General features: G+C 55.0%; 14 protein-coding genes, 1 tRNA gene and 2 pseudogenes. 6 read left to right on the forward strand and 11 right to left on the reverse strand.

What is annotated here, in order from left to right:
- The first annotated feature begins 555 nt into the window (after window positions 1–555).
- From AXW11_RS19775 to AXW11_RS19795, 5 genes are all read left to right on the forward strand, one after another.
- Window positions 556–1878 (forward strand): tyrosine-type recombinase/integrase, encoded by a 1323-nt coding sequence (locus AXW11_RS19775; protein ID WP_286792626.1) that lies wholly within the window; start codon window positions 556–558, stop codon window positions 1876–1878.
- A 9-nt stretch (window positions 1879–1887) separates the two neighbouring features.
- Window positions 1888–2586, forward strand: a complete 699-nt coding sequence (locus tag AXW11_RS19780; protein ID WP_286792627.1) for a hypothetical protein — start codon at window positions 1888–1890, stop codon at window positions 2584–2586.
- 65 nt (window positions 2587–2651) lie between these two features.
- Entirely contained in the window at window positions 2652–2849 is a 198-nt protein-coding gene (locus tag AXW11_RS19785; RefSeq protein ID WP_286792628.1) for a hypothetical protein, read from the forward strand.
- Window positions 2846–3175 (forward strand): hypothetical protein, encoded by a 330-nt coding sequence (locus tag AXW11_RS19790; protein WP_286792629.1) that lies wholly within the window; start codon window positions 2846–2848, stop codon window positions 3173–3175. The genes AXW11_RS19785 and AXW11_RS19790 overlap by 4 nt, the downstream gene beginning before the upstream one ends.
- 268 nt (window positions 3176–3443) lie before the next feature.
- Window positions 3444–3977, forward strand: a complete 534-nt coding sequence (locus tag AXW11_RS19795; protein WP_286792630.1) for a YagK/YfjJ domain-containing protein — start codon at window positions 3444–3446, stop codon at window positions 3975–3977.
- A 97-nt stretch (window positions 3978–4074) separates the two neighbouring features.
- Here AXW11_RS19795 and AXW11_RS19800 read toward each other — a convergent pair whose 3' ends face one another.
- The 7 genes and pseudogenes from AXW11_RS19800 to hsdR all read right to left on the reverse strand — a co-directional run bounded on the left by AXW11_RS19800 (window position 4075) and on the right by hsdR (window position 13238).
- Window positions 4075–4914, reverse strand: coding sequence for a DUF3037 domain-containing protein (locus tag AXW11_RS19800; protein WP_286792631.1), 840 nt, complete (start codon window positions 4912–4914; stop codon window positions 4075–4077).
- The gene (locus AXW11_RS19805) at window positions 4914–5633 is read right to left on the reverse strand and encodes a HipA family kinase (RefSeq protein ID WP_286792632.1); all 720 of its coding nucleotides are present in this window, start codon (window positions 5631–5633) and stop codon (window positions 4914–4916) included. The genes AXW11_RS19800 and AXW11_RS19805 overlap by 1 nt, the downstream gene beginning before the upstream one ends.
- A 26-nt stretch (window positions 5634–5659) precedes the next feature.
- A complete protein-coding gene (locus AXW11_RS19810) occupies window positions 5660–6769 on the reverse strand; it encodes an endonuclease NucS domain-containing protein (protein ID WP_286792633.1) in 1110 nt (369 codons plus the stop codon).
- Between the two features lie 32 nt (window positions 6770–6801).
- Window positions 6802–8541 (reverse strand): restriction endonuclease subunit S, encoded by a 1740-nt coding sequence (locus AXW11_RS19815; RefSeq protein WP_286792635.1) that lies wholly within the window; start codon window positions 8539–8541, stop codon window positions 6802–6804.
- Entirely contained in the window at window positions 8538–10022 is a 1485-nt protein-coding gene (locus AXW11_RS19820) for a type I restriction-modification system subunit M (protein WP_286792637.1), read from the reverse strand. Before AXW11_RS19820 ends, AXW11_RS19815 begins: the two co-directional genes overlap by 4 nt.
- Before the next feature lie 3 nt (window positions 10023–10025).
- Window positions 10026–10838 (reverse strand): HNH endonuclease, encoded by an 813-nt coding sequence (locus tag AXW11_RS19825; RefSeq protein ID WP_286792639.1) that lies wholly within the window; start codon window positions 10836–10838, stop codon window positions 10026–10028.
- A pseudogene (hsdR, locus tag AXW11_RS19830) lies at window positions 10831–13238 on the reverse strand (EcoAI/FtnUII family type I restriction enzme subunit R). The gene AXW11_RS19825 and the pseudogene hsdR overlap by 8 nt, the downstream one beginning before the upstream one ends.
- 312 nt (window positions 13239–13550) lie before the next feature.
- On the opposite strand from hsdR, the gene AXW11_RS19835 reads away from it, so the two are divergent.
- Entirely contained in the window at window positions 13551–13907 is a 357-nt protein-coding gene (locus AXW11_RS19835) for a hypothetical protein (protein ID WP_286792641.1), read from the forward strand.
- Between the two features lie 282 nt (window positions 13908–14189).
- Here AXW11_RS19835 and AXW11_RS19840 read toward each other — a convergent pair.
- The 4 genes and pseudogenes from AXW11_RS19840 to AXW11_RS19855 all read right to left on the reverse strand — a co-directional run.
- Window positions 14190–14265, reverse strand: a tRNA-Phe gene (locus AXW11_RS19840).
- Window positions 14266–14318: 53 nt separating this feature from the next.
- Window positions 14319–14603 (reverse strand): oxidative damage protection protein, encoded by a 285-nt coding sequence (locus AXW11_RS19845; RefSeq protein WP_062815658.1) that lies wholly within the window; start codon window positions 14601–14603, stop codon window positions 14319–14321.
- 34 nt (window positions 14604–14637) lie between these two features.
- Window positions 14638–15699: an A/G-specific adenine glycosylase gene (mutY, locus tag AXW11_RS19850; RefSeq protein ID WP_286792646.1), complete on the reverse strand. Its 1062-nt coding sequence runs from the start codon at window positions 15697–15699 to the stop codon at window positions 14638–14640.
- A gap of 125 nt (window positions 15700–15824) precedes the next feature.
- A pseudogene (locus AXW11_RS19855) lies at window positions 15825–16151 on the reverse strand (hypothetical protein); the annotation flags it as partial.

A 16151-nucleotide genomic window follows, 5' to 3' on the forward strand; every position in this document is an offset into this window, starting at 1 on the left:
GACGTATTAGCATGGACTATCCTGCGGTGTGTGCATTGACAGGATAAGGGGGACGCGCGGAGGGGGGTAGTCCCTTGAGTGCATGCTGGCAAGTTAATGGGGGGCTGGCTTCGTGCCTTCTGCGGCTTTCGCTTTGCGAGCAAAGCGCCAACGGTGGTGGTAACCGGCGGGGGAGGCGTGGCCAGACACCATAAAAAAGGCCCCGCTCTATTGAGCGAGGCCTTTTGTATGGTGCCCGGAGGCGGAATCGAACCACCGACACGGGGATTTTCAATCCTTTTAACTGACTAATCTGCTTGCATTTATTTGTGCTAATTTTTCTTTATAAATCAGTAATATGTATGCAATACAGTGGCTTAAGTTAATGCTTGATAGTGCCAATTAATTATCCCAGAATTCCTACACGGTTCCTACATGGCTCCTACACAGAAAGGAGGGGCTATTTCAGCAGAAATAGAGCGATTTCTGAAAAAGCAGGAATTGAGCCAATAAAAAGCCCCAAAGGTGCGGCAACACCAGTGGGGCTCACCAAAGGGCAATACGGAGGATTCCCCCTTGGCACAGGCAAAGCGTACACCAAATCGCATCCACTTCACGCCTGATCGTATTCGCAAGGCTAAATGTCCCCAGGGCCGCCAGCAGCAATTCCTCTGGGACGATGATCCCAAAAGTCTTGGGTTGCGCCTAACGGCGGCGGGAGCCAAGTCCTATGTCTTTGAGTTTCGCCTACATGGTCGTAACGGGCGCATTACCATTGGCTCAACGCAGGCCTGGGACATAGCTGCTGCGAGAGCTGAAGCAAGGAAATTGCAGGTTTTGGTGGATTCTGGCGTTGATCCCAGGGACCAGAAAGCCGAGCAGGCTCGACAGAAAGAGCGTGAGCGCCACGAGCAGAAGCGACAGGAGATTACCCTTGGTGAGTTATGGCCAGAGTACATAGAGGCTAACAAGCGCCATTGGGGTGAGCACCAGCTGAAAGATCATCAGAAGGTGGTTCAGGAGCCCGGTCTGCCTCGCAAGCGCTCCAAAAAGAAGACCAAAGCGGGTCCTTTGTATGAGCTCACGAAGGAGCGCTTGGTGGATCTGAGCCCGGATTTGCTGGAACGCTGGATTCAGCGAGAGAGTGAAAGCCGCCCCACCTCCGCCTCAAGGGCCTTTCGTCTTCTGAGGGCCTTCCTCAACTGGTGTGAAGATCAGCCGCGCTATCAGGGGCTGGCTTCCCCGTCCGATCTACTCACCAAGAAGGTCCGGAGGTCAGTGGCCCCGGCCAAGGCCAAGACAGACTGTCTCCAGAAAGAGATGCTGGCGGACTGGTTCAAGGCGGTGAGCCAACATGAGAGCCCTGTTGTTACGGCTTATCTTGAAGCGTTACTACTGACGGGGGCCCGTCGGGAAGAAATGGCACAGCTGAGATGGGCCGATGTGGACTTTCGTTGGCGGTCGCTAACGCTGGGAGACAAGGTGGAAGAGGCGAGAGTGGTTCCATTGCCCCCGTACCTTGCCCACAAGCTCTATGTGCTCCCTCGGCGCAATGATTGGGTGTTCAGCAGCGCCACATCCGAATCCGGCAGGCTGGCAGACGTGTATCGCGCCCACCAGCGGGCGCTGAGCAAGGCAGGATTGCCCCCCACCTCCTTCCATGGGCTGCGTCGCTCGTTTGGCACCTTGTCTGAGTGGGTTGAGTGCCCTGTCGGAGTGGTCGCCCAGATCCAGGGCCACAAGCCTTCAGCTATTGCGGAAAAGCACTATCGCCAGCGCCCGCTGGACCTGTTGCGCCAATGGCATACCAAGATCGAGGGCTGGATTCTGAAGGAAGCCGGGCTGGAGCAGCCTGATCCTGCCGAGAAATTGAAAGGGAGGCTGGCGATAGCCAGCTAGAGGGGCTTTATGTCTAGTGAAAATTCCAACGTGCGACTGGGTTTTCTTGCCTCCTATGCAAAGAAGCTGGACGTGGAATCCTTAGTCAAAGAGAGCAAAGCGGTTAGACAGTTAGCGGGTGACTATGATCGGTTTTTTAAGGATTTTGCCTACCGATACGATCATTCTGGAGGGCACGTCCAAGTATTCCTCGACGCGGTTCAAAATTACAAGACGACGCTGACAGAGCCAGGCCTTCCTCCGTCCTCTATTGCTGTTCATGAGGAGCTATTAAATGTGTCTCGAGTATTGAGTGGTTCCGGAGAGGCTTCGGGGTCTGCGGTGGCTGAAGAGATTCTTGGGTTTTTGTATCACTCAATAAGAATTACATTGCCAGGCACGGAGCAGACGGTGGTTGAGGCGATAGACCGGCGGCAAAAAAAGCATTCGAGGACTGGAGGGAAGAAAAAGCCCAGAAGGGCATGGGCGGTGATTGCGGATTATTTGAAGGAAGCTCTGCCGGGTGCGAAGAAGGATCGACTATGGGCGCACATTCCAGAGTATGAGCCTTACTTGGTTATCGAATGTACCAATGCTTGCGGTAAGAATCAGGAGGTTGAATGTTTCAAGGATGGTGGAGATCTATTAGCCAGCATTGATGGTGAGGCGTTTGCCTCGATCACCAAGAAGACTTTTTTTGATAAGTACCTGAGGAAAAAACCGAAGTAAGCCGCTTAGGTCGGTATTGGCGTCTTCATCCTGCGGACTAACTTAATTGAGAGGAGTTAGTCCTAATGGAAGAAGTGGTTTCTGGTGGTCTCACTACCAGTCAGTTCGGGGCTCAAATTGGCATTAAGCCTGAGTCTATTCGTGTCCGCCTCTGTCAGTGCGGCAGCTATTTTGGCATTACCCCGCAGAAACTACGAAATGGTCGTCTTATTTGGCCTTTTGATGCGGCGGATCAGTTGCTGGAGCAGGGAGGTGCGGAATGAAAAAAGCGCCCCCTGCCAAAGCAAGAAAGCGCCCTACACAGCGCAAGGGTAACACCCCGAAAAAGCCAACGAAAATAGCCCGAATGCTAGCCTTGATGCTAGCGGGGGCCAGGCTCAATAGATTTGAAGCCGCGGATCTAGGAGATTCTTGCTTTAACTCGACAATAAGCACCCTTTATAACGATTACGGCCTTGATTTTGACCGCGAATGGGAGGAGGTAGATAACAGTTTCGGAGGCACAACACCGGTAAAGGCGTATCAATTAGCCGATGCCTCCAAGGAGCGAGCTGCCCGGTTTTTGAAGCGCTGGGGGGTGTTGATATGACCCGCCTGAATCATCGTAATCATCTTGAGAGGGCTCCCAATTCTGGGTGCCCCTCCATGTCAATACTTTACCCCTTTTTCTGGACATGCTCCGCAGCTGTAAGCCTTGTGCTGTGCGACATTCGGGGATTGATACTCGGTGAAAAGTCGCAGGTTATTCATAGTATCTATATAAGGGGTTCACTCTCTAATCTTCATCAAAAAGCCATTGGCGCGTGGCTATATGGGTGCGGAAAGTGATTCGGGCCAATGAGGTTAGTCTTGGCGGAATGAAGTTAACCATTAATGCTGATAGTGCGCGCGGTTGCTACCAGGAGGTGCTGGTGGCGCTGAAGCGGGAAATGGACGCCATGCTGAGCCACTATTCCAGAGTATTGTTTGTCCGCCTGGACATTCGGCAGCGAGAGTATTGTGGTGACAATGCGCCTATGTCGGATTTCTGCAGGAAGCTGAAGAAGCATGTTTCCCGGCACTATAAAACGGTCAGGATTGGCTATTTGTGGGTCCGGGAGCTGGAAAAGGCGAAGCAGCAACACTATCACTTGGTGCTCATGCTGGACGGCCATAAAGTGCGCCATCCGTCCAGGCTAATACGCCGGGTGGAGGATATAGCAGAAGGCTGGGACTGGCCGCGGCCCTACACACCGAAGAATTGTTATTACTTTCTGGAAAGAGGTGATGAAGAGGTTTATCGAGATGCGTTTTACCGGGGCTCCTATCTAGCGAAAGAGCGAGGCAAAGGGCACAAGGCCAACACAGCAAACAACTACGGTAGAAGCGCTGTTCGCGTCTGTGCCGACTAGAGAGCGATCCTTGGCTGGGGGCTGGCAAAAGTGGGGCGCCCATGACTCGGGTGGCCCCACTGCTAAGGCCTGAAGTACTGGATGTGGCTGATCAAGGCTACTGGACGGCGAAGTCTCTAATTGCCTGAATACCGTTGCCATCCTTATCCAGAGCAATCTCGGCGAAGCTGGAGAGTTCGTTACGGACTTCATGGAAGGCAAAGTCGCGCTTCCTGTAGTCATCCGCATCGCTAACTTGAGTCTGCTGTGGGCCTTTGACCGCGAAAAGAACGCGTTCTGGCATGAGGTCCATGTCTTCCAGGCGTTTCAGCTTGGCAATCCAGCGATCCGCATGGTCGTAGATGGCGTTCGGGGTTTGCTGGCCCAGGAAAAACGGCTTAATGGCTTTGGTGGCCTTGTTGCCAAGCGTTTGAACCAGAGGGAATTGAACAGCGTACAGGTCATTGCCTACCTTCTTGTTTCTGAAGGGGGCAGCGAGTTTCAGACCTTGGAGGCACTGTTTGACCTTTCTCTCCAGCTCGGCCTCGTAATTCGCATCCTTGGCAAACCCATGGCGAACATAATGCTCAAAAAGCGCATCAAGTTCAGCCGCTGGGTTTTCAGTCAGGACCACCCTTGGCGTGCCAAACCGCAAAATAGTCTCTCTCGGGTGGGTCAAGCCGTCGAAAGCTGCTAGCAGGTTGTGCTGCTCGCCGTGAGCAACCAGATTGCGGACGCGCTTCATTTCCTCGCCCAGGTTCTTGGTCGCAAAACGATACAAGCCAACATCGAGATTCTGGAAGAAGGAGGTGTAACGGCTAGTCCGCTTGGTTTCCAGGCGGAAGTCCAAAAGCCCAGTCTTCTCGCATACCAGCAGAACGCCGACGTTCGCGAACTCGCCGGTTTCCGGGTAGGGGAGAAACTGAATAACGCTGTATTTGCAGGCTAGACGTTCCATTATATATCCCAAAAACTACTATCAAGGCACCTTTTTATAACTTTTTTGCAGTGCGAAGAATCGAAATTGCTCGGTACTGTAGCCTCGCTATCGTACCATTTCCACTCTGCTGGCGCCTCAGCGATAGCCTTGCTAAAAACCGGGACGAGCTGTCTGAATTCGTTCTGTAGCGCGTCTCTCTCAATGTAGTCGGAGAACAGATTTCTGCCTTCATCGGCGAAGATGTGCTGTTGAATGAACTGCTGTGGGTCAAATTGGGTGTCGAAGGCATTGTTGTGATCGATAACAACAAGGGATTCTTCGTCCAGTAACAGGTTGGAGTTATGGATGCTCCTGTCTAAATTTTGAATCCACCAGTCAAATGCCACAATCCGACGTTGCAGGGTCTTAGGTATGTTGCTGACGGAGGCTTGCTCGAACCAGGCAGCCCTCCGGATTGCCTTGGATCCGAAAGCGAGACCGGCCCCAATGTCTGCCAATTCTGGAGGGAGCGCCTCAACCAGAGCGGGATCCAGCTCTACCAGTGAGAAATCCGGGAGAGGCAGATTGAGGCTTCTTGCGAGGTGAGCGCACCCCCATTCCTTGTACATGCTGTCAGGGTCAGTGTTTCTGCCTTTCACATAGTAAAGGTCATCACTGAAACTGCGGCAGAGGTAGGGGCGGCTAACCCCTTGATCGGCCGGCCGGATTACCTCTTTTATGTGTACTGGATCTGCCATTCATTCCCCAAGAGCTGAAACGCGGTTCACGCTGAACCCACTATATCCCATACCTGCTTCAGGCGTTCAACGGTATGAGACCACTTGCCCGTCTCAGGTTTACAGACCGAATGTTGGTTACCGAACAATCCTGTTTCAGAAAATGCTTGGCTGGCGGGGACAGCATGTACCCAGCGGATCGGGACCACGTATTCGGTGGTGTCGTCAGGTTCGGCGGCGAGGGCCTTGTAGTCGACCGGGCTGTCCATCTCGGTGAGTGGTGTGCCGTCGATGGTGAATTCGGCCAGGGGCATGCGCTCACCGGTGACAATGCCGACGCCCACATAGCCTGTGCGGGGGATGTTGACCCACACCCGGTCGTCTTCTGAGAGCATGTTGAGGGTATTTGAGTACCAGGTGCCGCCGCCGGCACTGATGAAGCCGTAGCGTCGGGCATCGTCCCAGTCTCGGCGGTAGTCTGCGCCGAAGGAGACGTAGAATTCACCGTTCCAGGACTGGCGGACGCCACGGGTGGTAACCAGATGCTGGGTTTCCTGGGGGTCGATCATCCAGGCGCGAGAAAGGTAGCGCTGGTCGCCGTCGCTGAAGGCCGAGAAGAAGACCGCATTGATGCCTACGCCATGGCGGTCGTTCAGGTAGTTGATGATTCGCTCCGTGCTGGCGTCCAGCTCGGAGGCGACGATAACCATCTGGTGAGATTCGTTTAGCGCCACATCGGACAGCCGCAGGCCGAAGCAGGTGTGGAAGGCAGCATCCAGGCTTGTGTTCGGTAGCTGATGGCTGGTGGCGAAATCCACATAGCAATCCACCAGATCCGAATCTTCCAGGGTTTCTACCCAGGAGGCGTAGTCGATGGCCTGGGCCACTACGTCACGGGGCGTCTTGTCGCGCTTGAGCTCGATGATGACCACGCTGCCATTGGCATCCAGCGCCAGCAGGTCGATGCGCTTATCGAAAGCAGTGCGTACTTGCCTGCCAATGAGCAACCAATCGGCATTGAGGATGGAGACATCCTGGACGATCAGCTCCTCCAGCTGGTTTTCGTCGTCCAAGCGGGCGGTGCTGAGGCGTTGGGGTGTGGAGATCTCGCCATCCATAGCCGGATTGATGCGCCAAATTCCTTGTTGGATTGTCATGGTTGCTCCAATTGATCTCTATTCAATTTTCATCAAACCAGTGCAGATTCCACAACTGTATTAGCCAAGAGTCCTCGGGTGTCACTAGCTTTCAGAATACAAGCTTCAAGCTGGTCGCAAATGGAAATAAGCTCTTCAGTCTTCTTCACTACTTCTTTTTGTACGTTTAATGGCGGAACAGGGACGCGCAAAGATCTAAGAGTCTTTAAATTCAGCCCTTTATAAGCGATTCCTTTTAGGTTTGACTCAATCATCTCCCAAAAGAATGGAGACGCGATAAGGTTCACCAAGAAGGGGCCATAAATCGTCGGACCAAGGGGGATTACAGCGACCTCTCTGGCCACATTAAACCCCTTCAAGTTGCTTGGAACCAAAGCTACTCCTCCAAGTGTTCCCCGAATGTTCAATATAACCTCGCCTCCTTCCAAGCGGGTTCTTCGGTACGGCTCTTCAATTTTTTCTGAAACAGTCCTGATTCCTGATGTATCAATCTTTCGGGGTTTGACATCGCTACACCTTAGTGTTGGCACACCTCCCGACTTCGGTTCTTTGCCTAACTTAATAATCCCATAGGAAATGCCTTTATCAGGGTCAACCAAGTCCTCTATTTTCTCCCACCTCCAAGCAGCAGGAATTGAAAAAGGCTTGTCTATCTTCGATGCTTCTATTAAGGGGGTAGATTGTTTTTTGTCGCTGGACATCCCGCATCTTTTTACAGATGGCTTTTCAGGTTTTCCTGAGATGGCGGTTTTGGTGGGTGATCCTGCCAAAGCCCCCATAACAGCTAGCTGAAGAATGGTTTTCTTGAGCTTGTCGATGCTCTGTTCGGTGGTGAACAGGGTGTCGAAATGGGCGGCTAGGCGGGTCCAGTTTTCGGCCAGTTCGGTGGCGTTTGGGGATTGCGTCAGGGTGCTTAGCAGGGTGTCCACGAGGGTGTCGTGAGCGGCGAGCTGGTCGCAGGTTTGCTGTTCCAATCGGTCGCATAGGGCCATAAGCTCATCGACTTTTTGGATGATGCGGTGTTGTTCCTCTTTTGGGGGGAGGGCGATCAAAGCGTTAGCTAGCACCCCCTTAGTAACATGTTTTAGTCCAACACCGCCCTGTGCGCTTTGAATGAAATTTTTCATTTGTCCGTTAACGGCGAGTTGCATGAACTTAGGGATTAGGAAGTCTCCAAAGAACACGCACTTGTTGATGTGCTGGTTTAGTGCGGCAGGACCTCGATTCCAAATAAAAGCCCCGAAAGATGTGCCAGGTGTTCCTGACCAGCTAATAAGGAAAGTGCCGGTGTCAATGGAATGACGGTCATTGAGTGGCCCGGAAAAATAGTTGGTAGGTGCCTTTGGGTCGTTAAGGTTTTGAATTCGGATTATTGGCAGGCCAGAGGTGGACCACTCGGATGATTTAAAGGCTCGGCCGTTGTACATCTCCATCGTTTGGCCAAGACGTACCCATTGCCAACCTTTTGGCAGCGGGTATGGCTTCTCGACTTCATTAAGTGGTTTGAGGGGTTTGCTTTTTTTTATTAGGCCAGCAGCCACTAACCGTTTTTGCTCTTTGTGCAGGTTGGAGACTATCTCTGAAGCGTCTGATTCGCAGATGCGTTGTTCCGTGAGCAACCCCCGAACAGCAAGCTCCAAAATTAGCTTCCGTAGCTTGTCAATCCCAGTCAGCTCAATCTTGCCATTAGTTCCTCGGCCACTGCCGGGTTTCTTGGTTGTTGCCTCAGTCCATAAATCCAGATGGTCGGTAATAAGCTCTTCAGCGCTCATGCCGCCCCCTCTCGCTCGGAGCCACCCAGTGCTTCAGCCAGAAAACCTTTCAGCTGATCGCGAATCTCCTGAATCTCCGCCTGTTGTTGCTCATACTTGGCCAACAGTTCATCGGGATCATGATTCTCCGCCTCTGCCTGCCAAGGGTTCTTGATGTCGAGGTCGTAGTTGCGCTCGCGGATCTCATCGATGCTGACTTTCCAGGCCTGCTCGGTCTCTTCTCGCCCGGCAAAGCCGTCCGCCTCATCTCCCCACCAATCTATCTCGGTCTGAAACTCCTCGAAACGCATGGGTTTGGTCTTGCTGTAGCTCTTGTAGCCGTCTGGATAGGGGTGCTCGTAGTACCAGACCGTCTCTGTTGGCTTTCCCTTGGTAAAGAACAGCAGGTTGGTCTTGATGCCGGTATAGGGGCTGAATACCCCGTTGGGCAACCGAACGATGGTGTGGAGGTTACACTCAGTGAGCAGCTTTTCCTTGAGGCGGGTTTTCATGCCCTCGCCGAACAAGAAGCCATCTGGCAGGACCACGGCGGCCCGACCTCCGCTCTTGAGGAGCTGGATAAACAGCGTCATGAACAGGTCAGCGGTTTCCCGGGTACGGAAGGCCTGGGGGAAGTTGGTCTCGATGCCGTCTTCTTCCATGCCGCCAAAGGGCGGGTTGGCGACAATGACGTCTACGCGCTCTTTGGGGCCCCAGCTAATCAGGGGGCGGGCCAGGGCGTTGTCGTGGCGGATCTGGTTAGGTACCTCGATGCCATGGAGGATCATGTTGGTGGTGGCCAGCAGGTGGGGCAGCGGTTTCTTCTCGATGCCGTGGATGGTGCGCTGGAGGATTTGCTCGTCCTCCACGGTGCTGACGTAGTGCTGGCGCTTGTGGTCGATGCTACAGGTCAGGAAGCCGCCGGTGCCGCAGGCCGGGTCCATGATGCTCTCGTCCAGCTTGGGGTCGACACGGTTCACCATAAAGCGCGTCATGGCTCGCGGGGTGTAAAACTCCCCGGCGTTACCGGCGCTCTGTAAGTCCTTGAGAATCTGCTCGTACACATCGCCCAGCTCATGGCGCTCGGAGGACTTGTTGAAGTTGATGCCTTCCTGGATCTTGTTGATGACCTGCCGGATCAGCTGGCCGGACTTCATGTAGTTGTAGGCATCCTCGAACACGGCCCGGATCACAAAGGCGCGCTGGTCATTGCCCCTGGCTTCCAGTTTTTGTAGGCCGGGGAACAGGGTGTTGTCGAGAAAGGCTTTCAGTTCATCCCCGGTGATACCTTCGGCGTCTGCGGCCCAGTTGCGCCAGCGCAGTGGCTCAGGGATAGGCGACTGGTAGTTGTCGTCCATCAGCTCCCATTCTTCTTCACGGGCGTCGTAAATCTTGAGAAACAGCATCCAGACCAACTGGCCAATACGCTGGGCGTCCCCGTCGACACCCACGTCTTTGCGCATGATGTCCTGAATGGATTTGATAACGGTCGAAATGCTCACTGTTTATCCTTTAAATTCGTTGTCGCGATGCCAGGTGAGGTATTCCTGATGTTGGGCATCGAGTTTTCGGAGTTTCATGCTGGCGTCGATACCAAAGTCGCTGGCCTCGCTAAACCCTTTGGAAATTAGAATGTCGCCTTGGGAGGAAAAGGTAATCAGGCCGTTATCAAAGGCAGCATCCAAGTTCGCGGACAGCAGTAGACCGTTGTAGGGATCAAGACGTTCTTTATTGTCGGAAAAGCGCCAGGGCTTCATGTGTGAGGCTTTCAATAGTTCTGATTGTTGGGCGTCGGTGACAGCGCAGCCTTCCCAATAGCTAAGGAGGGCCTTGCGATACTTGCCTTGACCAATGCGTGCCAGTGCTAGCCTTGCTTTCTCTGTTTCAGAGAGAGAGGCGCTTTCCGGTTCATGGCTGCCGTCGAAATACGGCAGATCCGAAACATCCAGATCACAGACCAAGGTTAACAGTTTGGCGAGGGCTTGTTTGTTTTCAACATTTACTGGCAGCCCCCTAAAGTTGATCTTACCTCTGGAAGAGGTGCCCTGAGGGAAGTCTCTGAGGTTAGAGTTGTGGAAGAAGGCTTCTCTGTTCGGATAAATACCTTCAATCCCGCCAACCATGTCGAGGAGCGGAAGCCACTCTGGCCTCAATACAAGGGGCTCTTTGATTACAGGGCTATCTTCATTTCCTTTGCCTGAGGGCGTTTTCACATAGACAGTCGTTTCGCCATGAGTGAACTTGGCTATTCTTACTTTAATGTCCGGAGTAAACCCTGCTTGGACAAGGCAGTCTTGTAACTCGAGTGAATTAAGCATTCTGGCTATAGATCTCTGATTCCAGGTCATTAACGGCTTTCAGGTAGCCGTCTTTGCCGCCAAAGGCGCTAACTAGCTCGGGGAGGGTGCCGAACTGTCGGAAGGGGTCGAGCTGGAGGACTTTGATGTCTTCCACTTCTTCGATGCCGGTATCGGCGTATTTGTCCAGCAGGGTTTCCAGTACTTGCCGGGCCTGGCCTTCGTAGCGGGCGAAGTAATTGCGTTTTTTGACGTTCTCGGCCCGTTCCTTGCGGGAAAGGGGCGGCTGGCCGTAGGCCACATGGCAGACTAGATCGAAGGGGCCTGCGTGTTTGCCGGTCTTGCGCTCCACTTCTTCGGCCAGGGCTTCCCAGGGGATGCCTAGTTCAGCAAGTTCGTCGATAACGGCCTGTTTGCGTTCGGATTCGCTCCAGCGACGCAGGAAGTCATCCAGCGAGGCGAACTGCTCGGTCAGCTTTTTCTTGCTGTAGTCGCGCAATTTCTCGGTGATCAGTTTGCCGTCCGGGCCCAGGTACTGGATTCGCTCGGCGATCACAGTGACTTCCACATCGTCTACGACGAATTTCTCGCGGGGCTTGTGCTCGGTGTCGTCATCGTCCCATCCGCCAGCACCACCGGTATCGTCCGTGTCCCAGCCGCCCTCAGGTTCGATGGGGTCGTAATCGCCCGGTTCGTCACCGGTGCCCCCTTCAATTTCATCCGGTGGCACCACGTCTTCCCCTTCCTTGGGAACATAGACCTTCACTGGATCGCCATCGAAGGCCGGGTCGGCAAACAGCTCGGTGGCCTTCTTGAAATCCATGATGGTGAACCAGTGCTTCTTGTAGTCATCGTTGATCCGGGTGCCACGCCCGATGATCTGCTTGAACTCGGTCATGGAGCGGATGCTCTGGTCGAGGGCGATGAGCTTACAGGTCTGGGCGTCCACGCCGGTGGTCATCAGCTTGCTGGTAGTAGCGATAACCGGGTAGCGCTCTTCCGGGTTGATGAAGTTGTCCAGCTCGGCCTTGCCCTCGTTCTCATCGCCGGTGATACGCATGACGTATTTACGATTCTCGGCGATGCGTTTGGGGTTCAGGTTGACCAGGGCCTGGCGCATACGTTCGGCGTGGTCGATGTTCTCGCAGAAGATAATGGTCTTCTGGTACGGGTCGGTTTGCTCCATGAAGCGGGTGACGGTGGCGGCCACCGTCTCGGCGCGTTTCATCAATACTAGGGTTTTGTCGAAGTCCTTGGCGTTGTAGATGCGGTCGTCGATGAGCTTGCCGTCTTTGTCGAGCTGTCCCTTCTCGGGGCGCCAGCCCTGTAGATCCTTGTCCAGATCTACCCGGATAACCTTGTAGGGCGCCAGAAAGCCGTCCTCGATGCCTTGCTTCAGGGAGTAGGTGTAAACCGGCTCGCCGAAGTAATCGATGTTGGAGACGTCTTTGGTTTCCTTGGGGGTGGCGGTGAGGCCCACATGGGTGGCGGAGGAGAAGTAATCCAGAATCTCCCGCCAAGCGGAGTCCTCGGCGGCGCTGCCTCGGTGGCATTCGTCGATGACCACCAGATCGAAGAAGTCCCGCGAGAACTGCTTGTAGATGTTTTTCTCTTCCTCGCTGCCGGTGACGGCCTGATAGAGGGAGAGATAGATCTCGTAGGACTTCTCGATCTTGCGCTTGGTGACCTTGGTCATGGCGTCGCCAAACGGTTTGAAATCGTTACTCTTGGTCTGGTCCACCAGGATGTTGCGGTCCGCCAGAAACAGGATGCGTTTCTTTTGGCGGGCCTTCCACAGCCGCCAGATGATCTGGAAGGCGGTGTAGGTCTTACCGGTGCCGGTGGCCATGACGAGCAGGATGCGGTCCTGCCCGCGCGCTACGGCTTCCACAGTGCGGTTGATGGCGTTGGCCTGATAGTAACGCGGGGTGCGGCCACTCCCGTCGTCGTAGTAGGGCTGCTCGACGGTTTCCTGAGCAGCGTTGTCCAGGCCTTTCCACTGGCAATAGCGGGCCCAGAGAGTTTCCGGGGATGGAAATTCGTCCAAGGTGAGCTCGGTCTCGGTCTTTTCGCCTAGCCCGGTGCGGTCGTGAAAGAGGAAGCCGTCACCGTTGCTGGAGAAGACGAAGGGGGCGTCCAGGGCATCGCTGTAGGCCAGGGCCTGTTGCATACCATCGCCCAGCTGTGCTTGTTGTCCTTGGCCTCGATAATGGCGATGGGCTGGTTTTTCTGGAAACTGAGAACGTAATCCGCGCGGCGTTGTTTGCCTCGGGCATGTAAGCGCCCACGAACCAGAATACGCCCGGCAGTGAAGGATACTTCTTCCCGGACCTGCCTCTGGATGTCCCAGCCGGCTTTATGGATGGCTGGGGTGATGAACTTTGTACAGATGTCCCTTTCGCTGAGTTTCTTCTTGTCCATGTGCTCAGTCGTTCCCCTGGTGGCATCAGTAGGGCAGCGGTGCCCGAACGCCAAAATTGAACCTGAATCGTACTACGTTGGCCGGGGCGGGACTATTGCCGAGGGGTAGCAGGGCCTTACTAATTGAATAGCCTTGATCAGCGTGGGTCGGTGAAATTGCGGTATGTCCCGGCTTTGAGTGTGTCCGCCGAGTGCTTCTGGCGCCGTTTATCTTCAAGTTGAGAGTCGTGTGGGTAGGTTTGCCTCATGGGTAAGGCTTTGCGTACCTTGAGGAAGTAATGCTGATGTAATGCCAGCCGGAGGGTAGGTTTAATGACAGACGAGCCGTGCCACGATGGGAAAAAAGGAAAGGAGCAGGTTGAGACAAGCGATTCCTGCGAATACTCCATTAAGGTATTCAGCCAAGGAGAGGACGTTACCCAGGAGGTACAGAAGAAGATAAGGCAGCGTCGTGAAGCTGTCCGTCTGGCTGAGAGGCGTCTCGCTGAGCCCCAGCGGACAGGAGACGTGGGCAGGAATACGGCTTCGCCTACTAAGGCTGACCCGGACACGCTGATGGAGTTGGCCCATCGAATTCACGAGAAGGAGAAGGTCGGGGAGGATGTGGCGAACCCAAGAATGAGGCGAGTGAACTTGAAGGCAAAAGTGATTGATGAAGATGGTAGCTAACAGCCGTTACTGTTCACGGGCTTTTCATTCACCATTTTCTACGGAGGCTGTGACGTGCGTCGATTGCTGAAAGTCTTGTGCCTTGGCTTGCGCTGCGAGTCATACCGGGTATGACAGTCCCTGTGGGGGGGCTCAGGCGAGCTTTGAGTTTCTGCTGGTTTCGCAGGTGACCTGGAGAAGGAAGGGGGGCTGGAATCTTTGGTGATTTCCTACATGGCTCCTACATGAAAAAGCCCGGCAAGAGCCGGGCTTCTCATTTATGGCCTAAGCCATTGTTTTATATGGTGCCCGGAGGCGGAATCGAACCACCGACACGGGGATTTTCAATCCCCTGCTCTACCGACTGAGCTATCCGGGCAATCAGGGCGCGTATTAAAGCGGCTAGAGCCGGGGGCGTCAAGGGATGCGCGTTTATTTGTTCGCATCGTGAGCAGGGGGAACGTAACCCTCCGCTTTTTCATAGTTTTCGTTGTTCAGAAAACGATCACGTTGTTCATCCAGGAAGCGTTTCGCTTCCGGGTCCATCACGTTCAGGTGTTTTTCGTTGATCAGCATGGTCTGCTCATGCAGCCATTCCTGCCACGCCTGCTTCGATACGTTGTCGTAGATGTCCTGGCCCTTGGGACCGGGGAAGGGTGGGCGTGCCAGCCCTTCCTGCTCGCTCTGGTATTTTCGGCAGAAAACCGTGCGACTCATAACGTCTCCGTGATACGGCGTTTGTGTGGCGAGACTATAACATGCTGGTCTGGCGGGGTGTGTCGAGTCGGCCCAGCAGTTTTTTTACCGGGGCGGCGAGCCCCAGTTCCCCGGGGGCGGCCGGGTTCACCCAGCGGCCATTGTTGTCGCCGGTGCCGACCACCTCCACCCGGATCTCCCGGGGGGAGATATCCAGGTGGAAATGACTGAACGTATGGCGAAACTCCGTCAGGGGCTGAGGTGTACCACTGGCCCGCAAGGCCCGTTGTTTCAGGGCGTTTTCGACATCGTCGCTCTGCTCCGTCTGGGGGAAGCACCAGAGGCCGCCCCAGATGCCCTGTGACGGGCGGGGTTCCAGCCAGACCCGGCCTTCGTGGTCACGGAGAATCAGCATGATGGTGGTGCGTACCGGCAGCGCTTTTTTGGGTTTCTTGCCGGGGTAATCCTGGGGATTGCCGTTGCCATGGGCATGGCAGTGGGGCTGCAGTGGGCAGGCACCACAGTTCGGGGTGCCACGGGTGCAGACGGTGGCGCCCAGATCCATCATCGCCTGGGTGTAATCGGCCAGCCGTTCATGGGGCGTGTAGTGCTCGGCCAGCTCCCAGAGTCGGTTTTCCACCGGCTTCTTGCCGGGCCATCCCTCTACCGCGTGCAGCCTTGCGAGGACCCGTTTCACGTTGCCGTCGAGGATGGCGGCTCGAACCCCGCGGCTCTGGGCGAGAATGGCGCCGGCGGTGGAGCGGCCGATGCCGGGCAGGGCGGAGACCTCTTCAACGGTATGCGGGAAATCGCCATCATGCTCACTCACCAGCACCTGGGCGCATTTGTGCAGGTTGCGGGCGCGGGCGTAGTAGCCAAGGCCCGTCCACAGGTGGAGCACTTCGTCCTGGGCGGCACTGGCCAGGCTGTGTACATCCGGGAAGCGTTCCATGAACCGCTGGAAGAAAGGAATTACGGTGGCAACCTGGGTCTGTTGCAGCATGATTTCCGAGATCCACACCTGATAGGGCGTGCGCGGGTGTTGCCAGGGCAGGCTCTGGCGTCCGTACTGGTCGTACCAGGTCAGCACAGCGGTGCTGAAAGTGGCGGGATCGATGGGGGAAGGACTGGGCATGCCGCGAGTTGTACCCGGAAACACCGGGCAGGGCAAGCGCGTCGGTGTGTTTGCAGCGGAAGAGGCCGGAGCGTGCGAGGGTCGCTCCGGCCGGGTGCGGACGGAAATTAATTGAACAGCTTTTTCAGGCTGTCCTTGATTTGCTTGTCCACTTCTTCCTTGGCCTTTTTCTTGGCGGCATCCTTGATCACTTCCTCGGCGGTGTCGCCTTCACCCTCGATGCCCAGCTTATCCTTGATTTTCTCCTGGGCAGCCTTGGCAGCAACCTGTTTGCCGATGTCCTTGAAACCGTCTTTGTCCGGGCCACACCACTTGGCGGGGCTGCCAGCCAGGTTGCCTTCACAGCGCAAGGGCCAGGTGGTGCCTTGCAGATACTTGGATGTTCCCAGTTCCGGGGACTGCATGCCGATTTTCAGGTCAAAATCCTGGTTGAG

The sequence above is a fragment of the Marinobacter sp. Hex_13 genome (assembly GCF_001566815.1).
Taxonomy (GTDB): domain Bacteria; phylum Pseudomonadota; class Gammaproteobacteria; order Pseudomonadales; family Oleiphilaceae; genus Marinobacter; species Marinobacter salarius.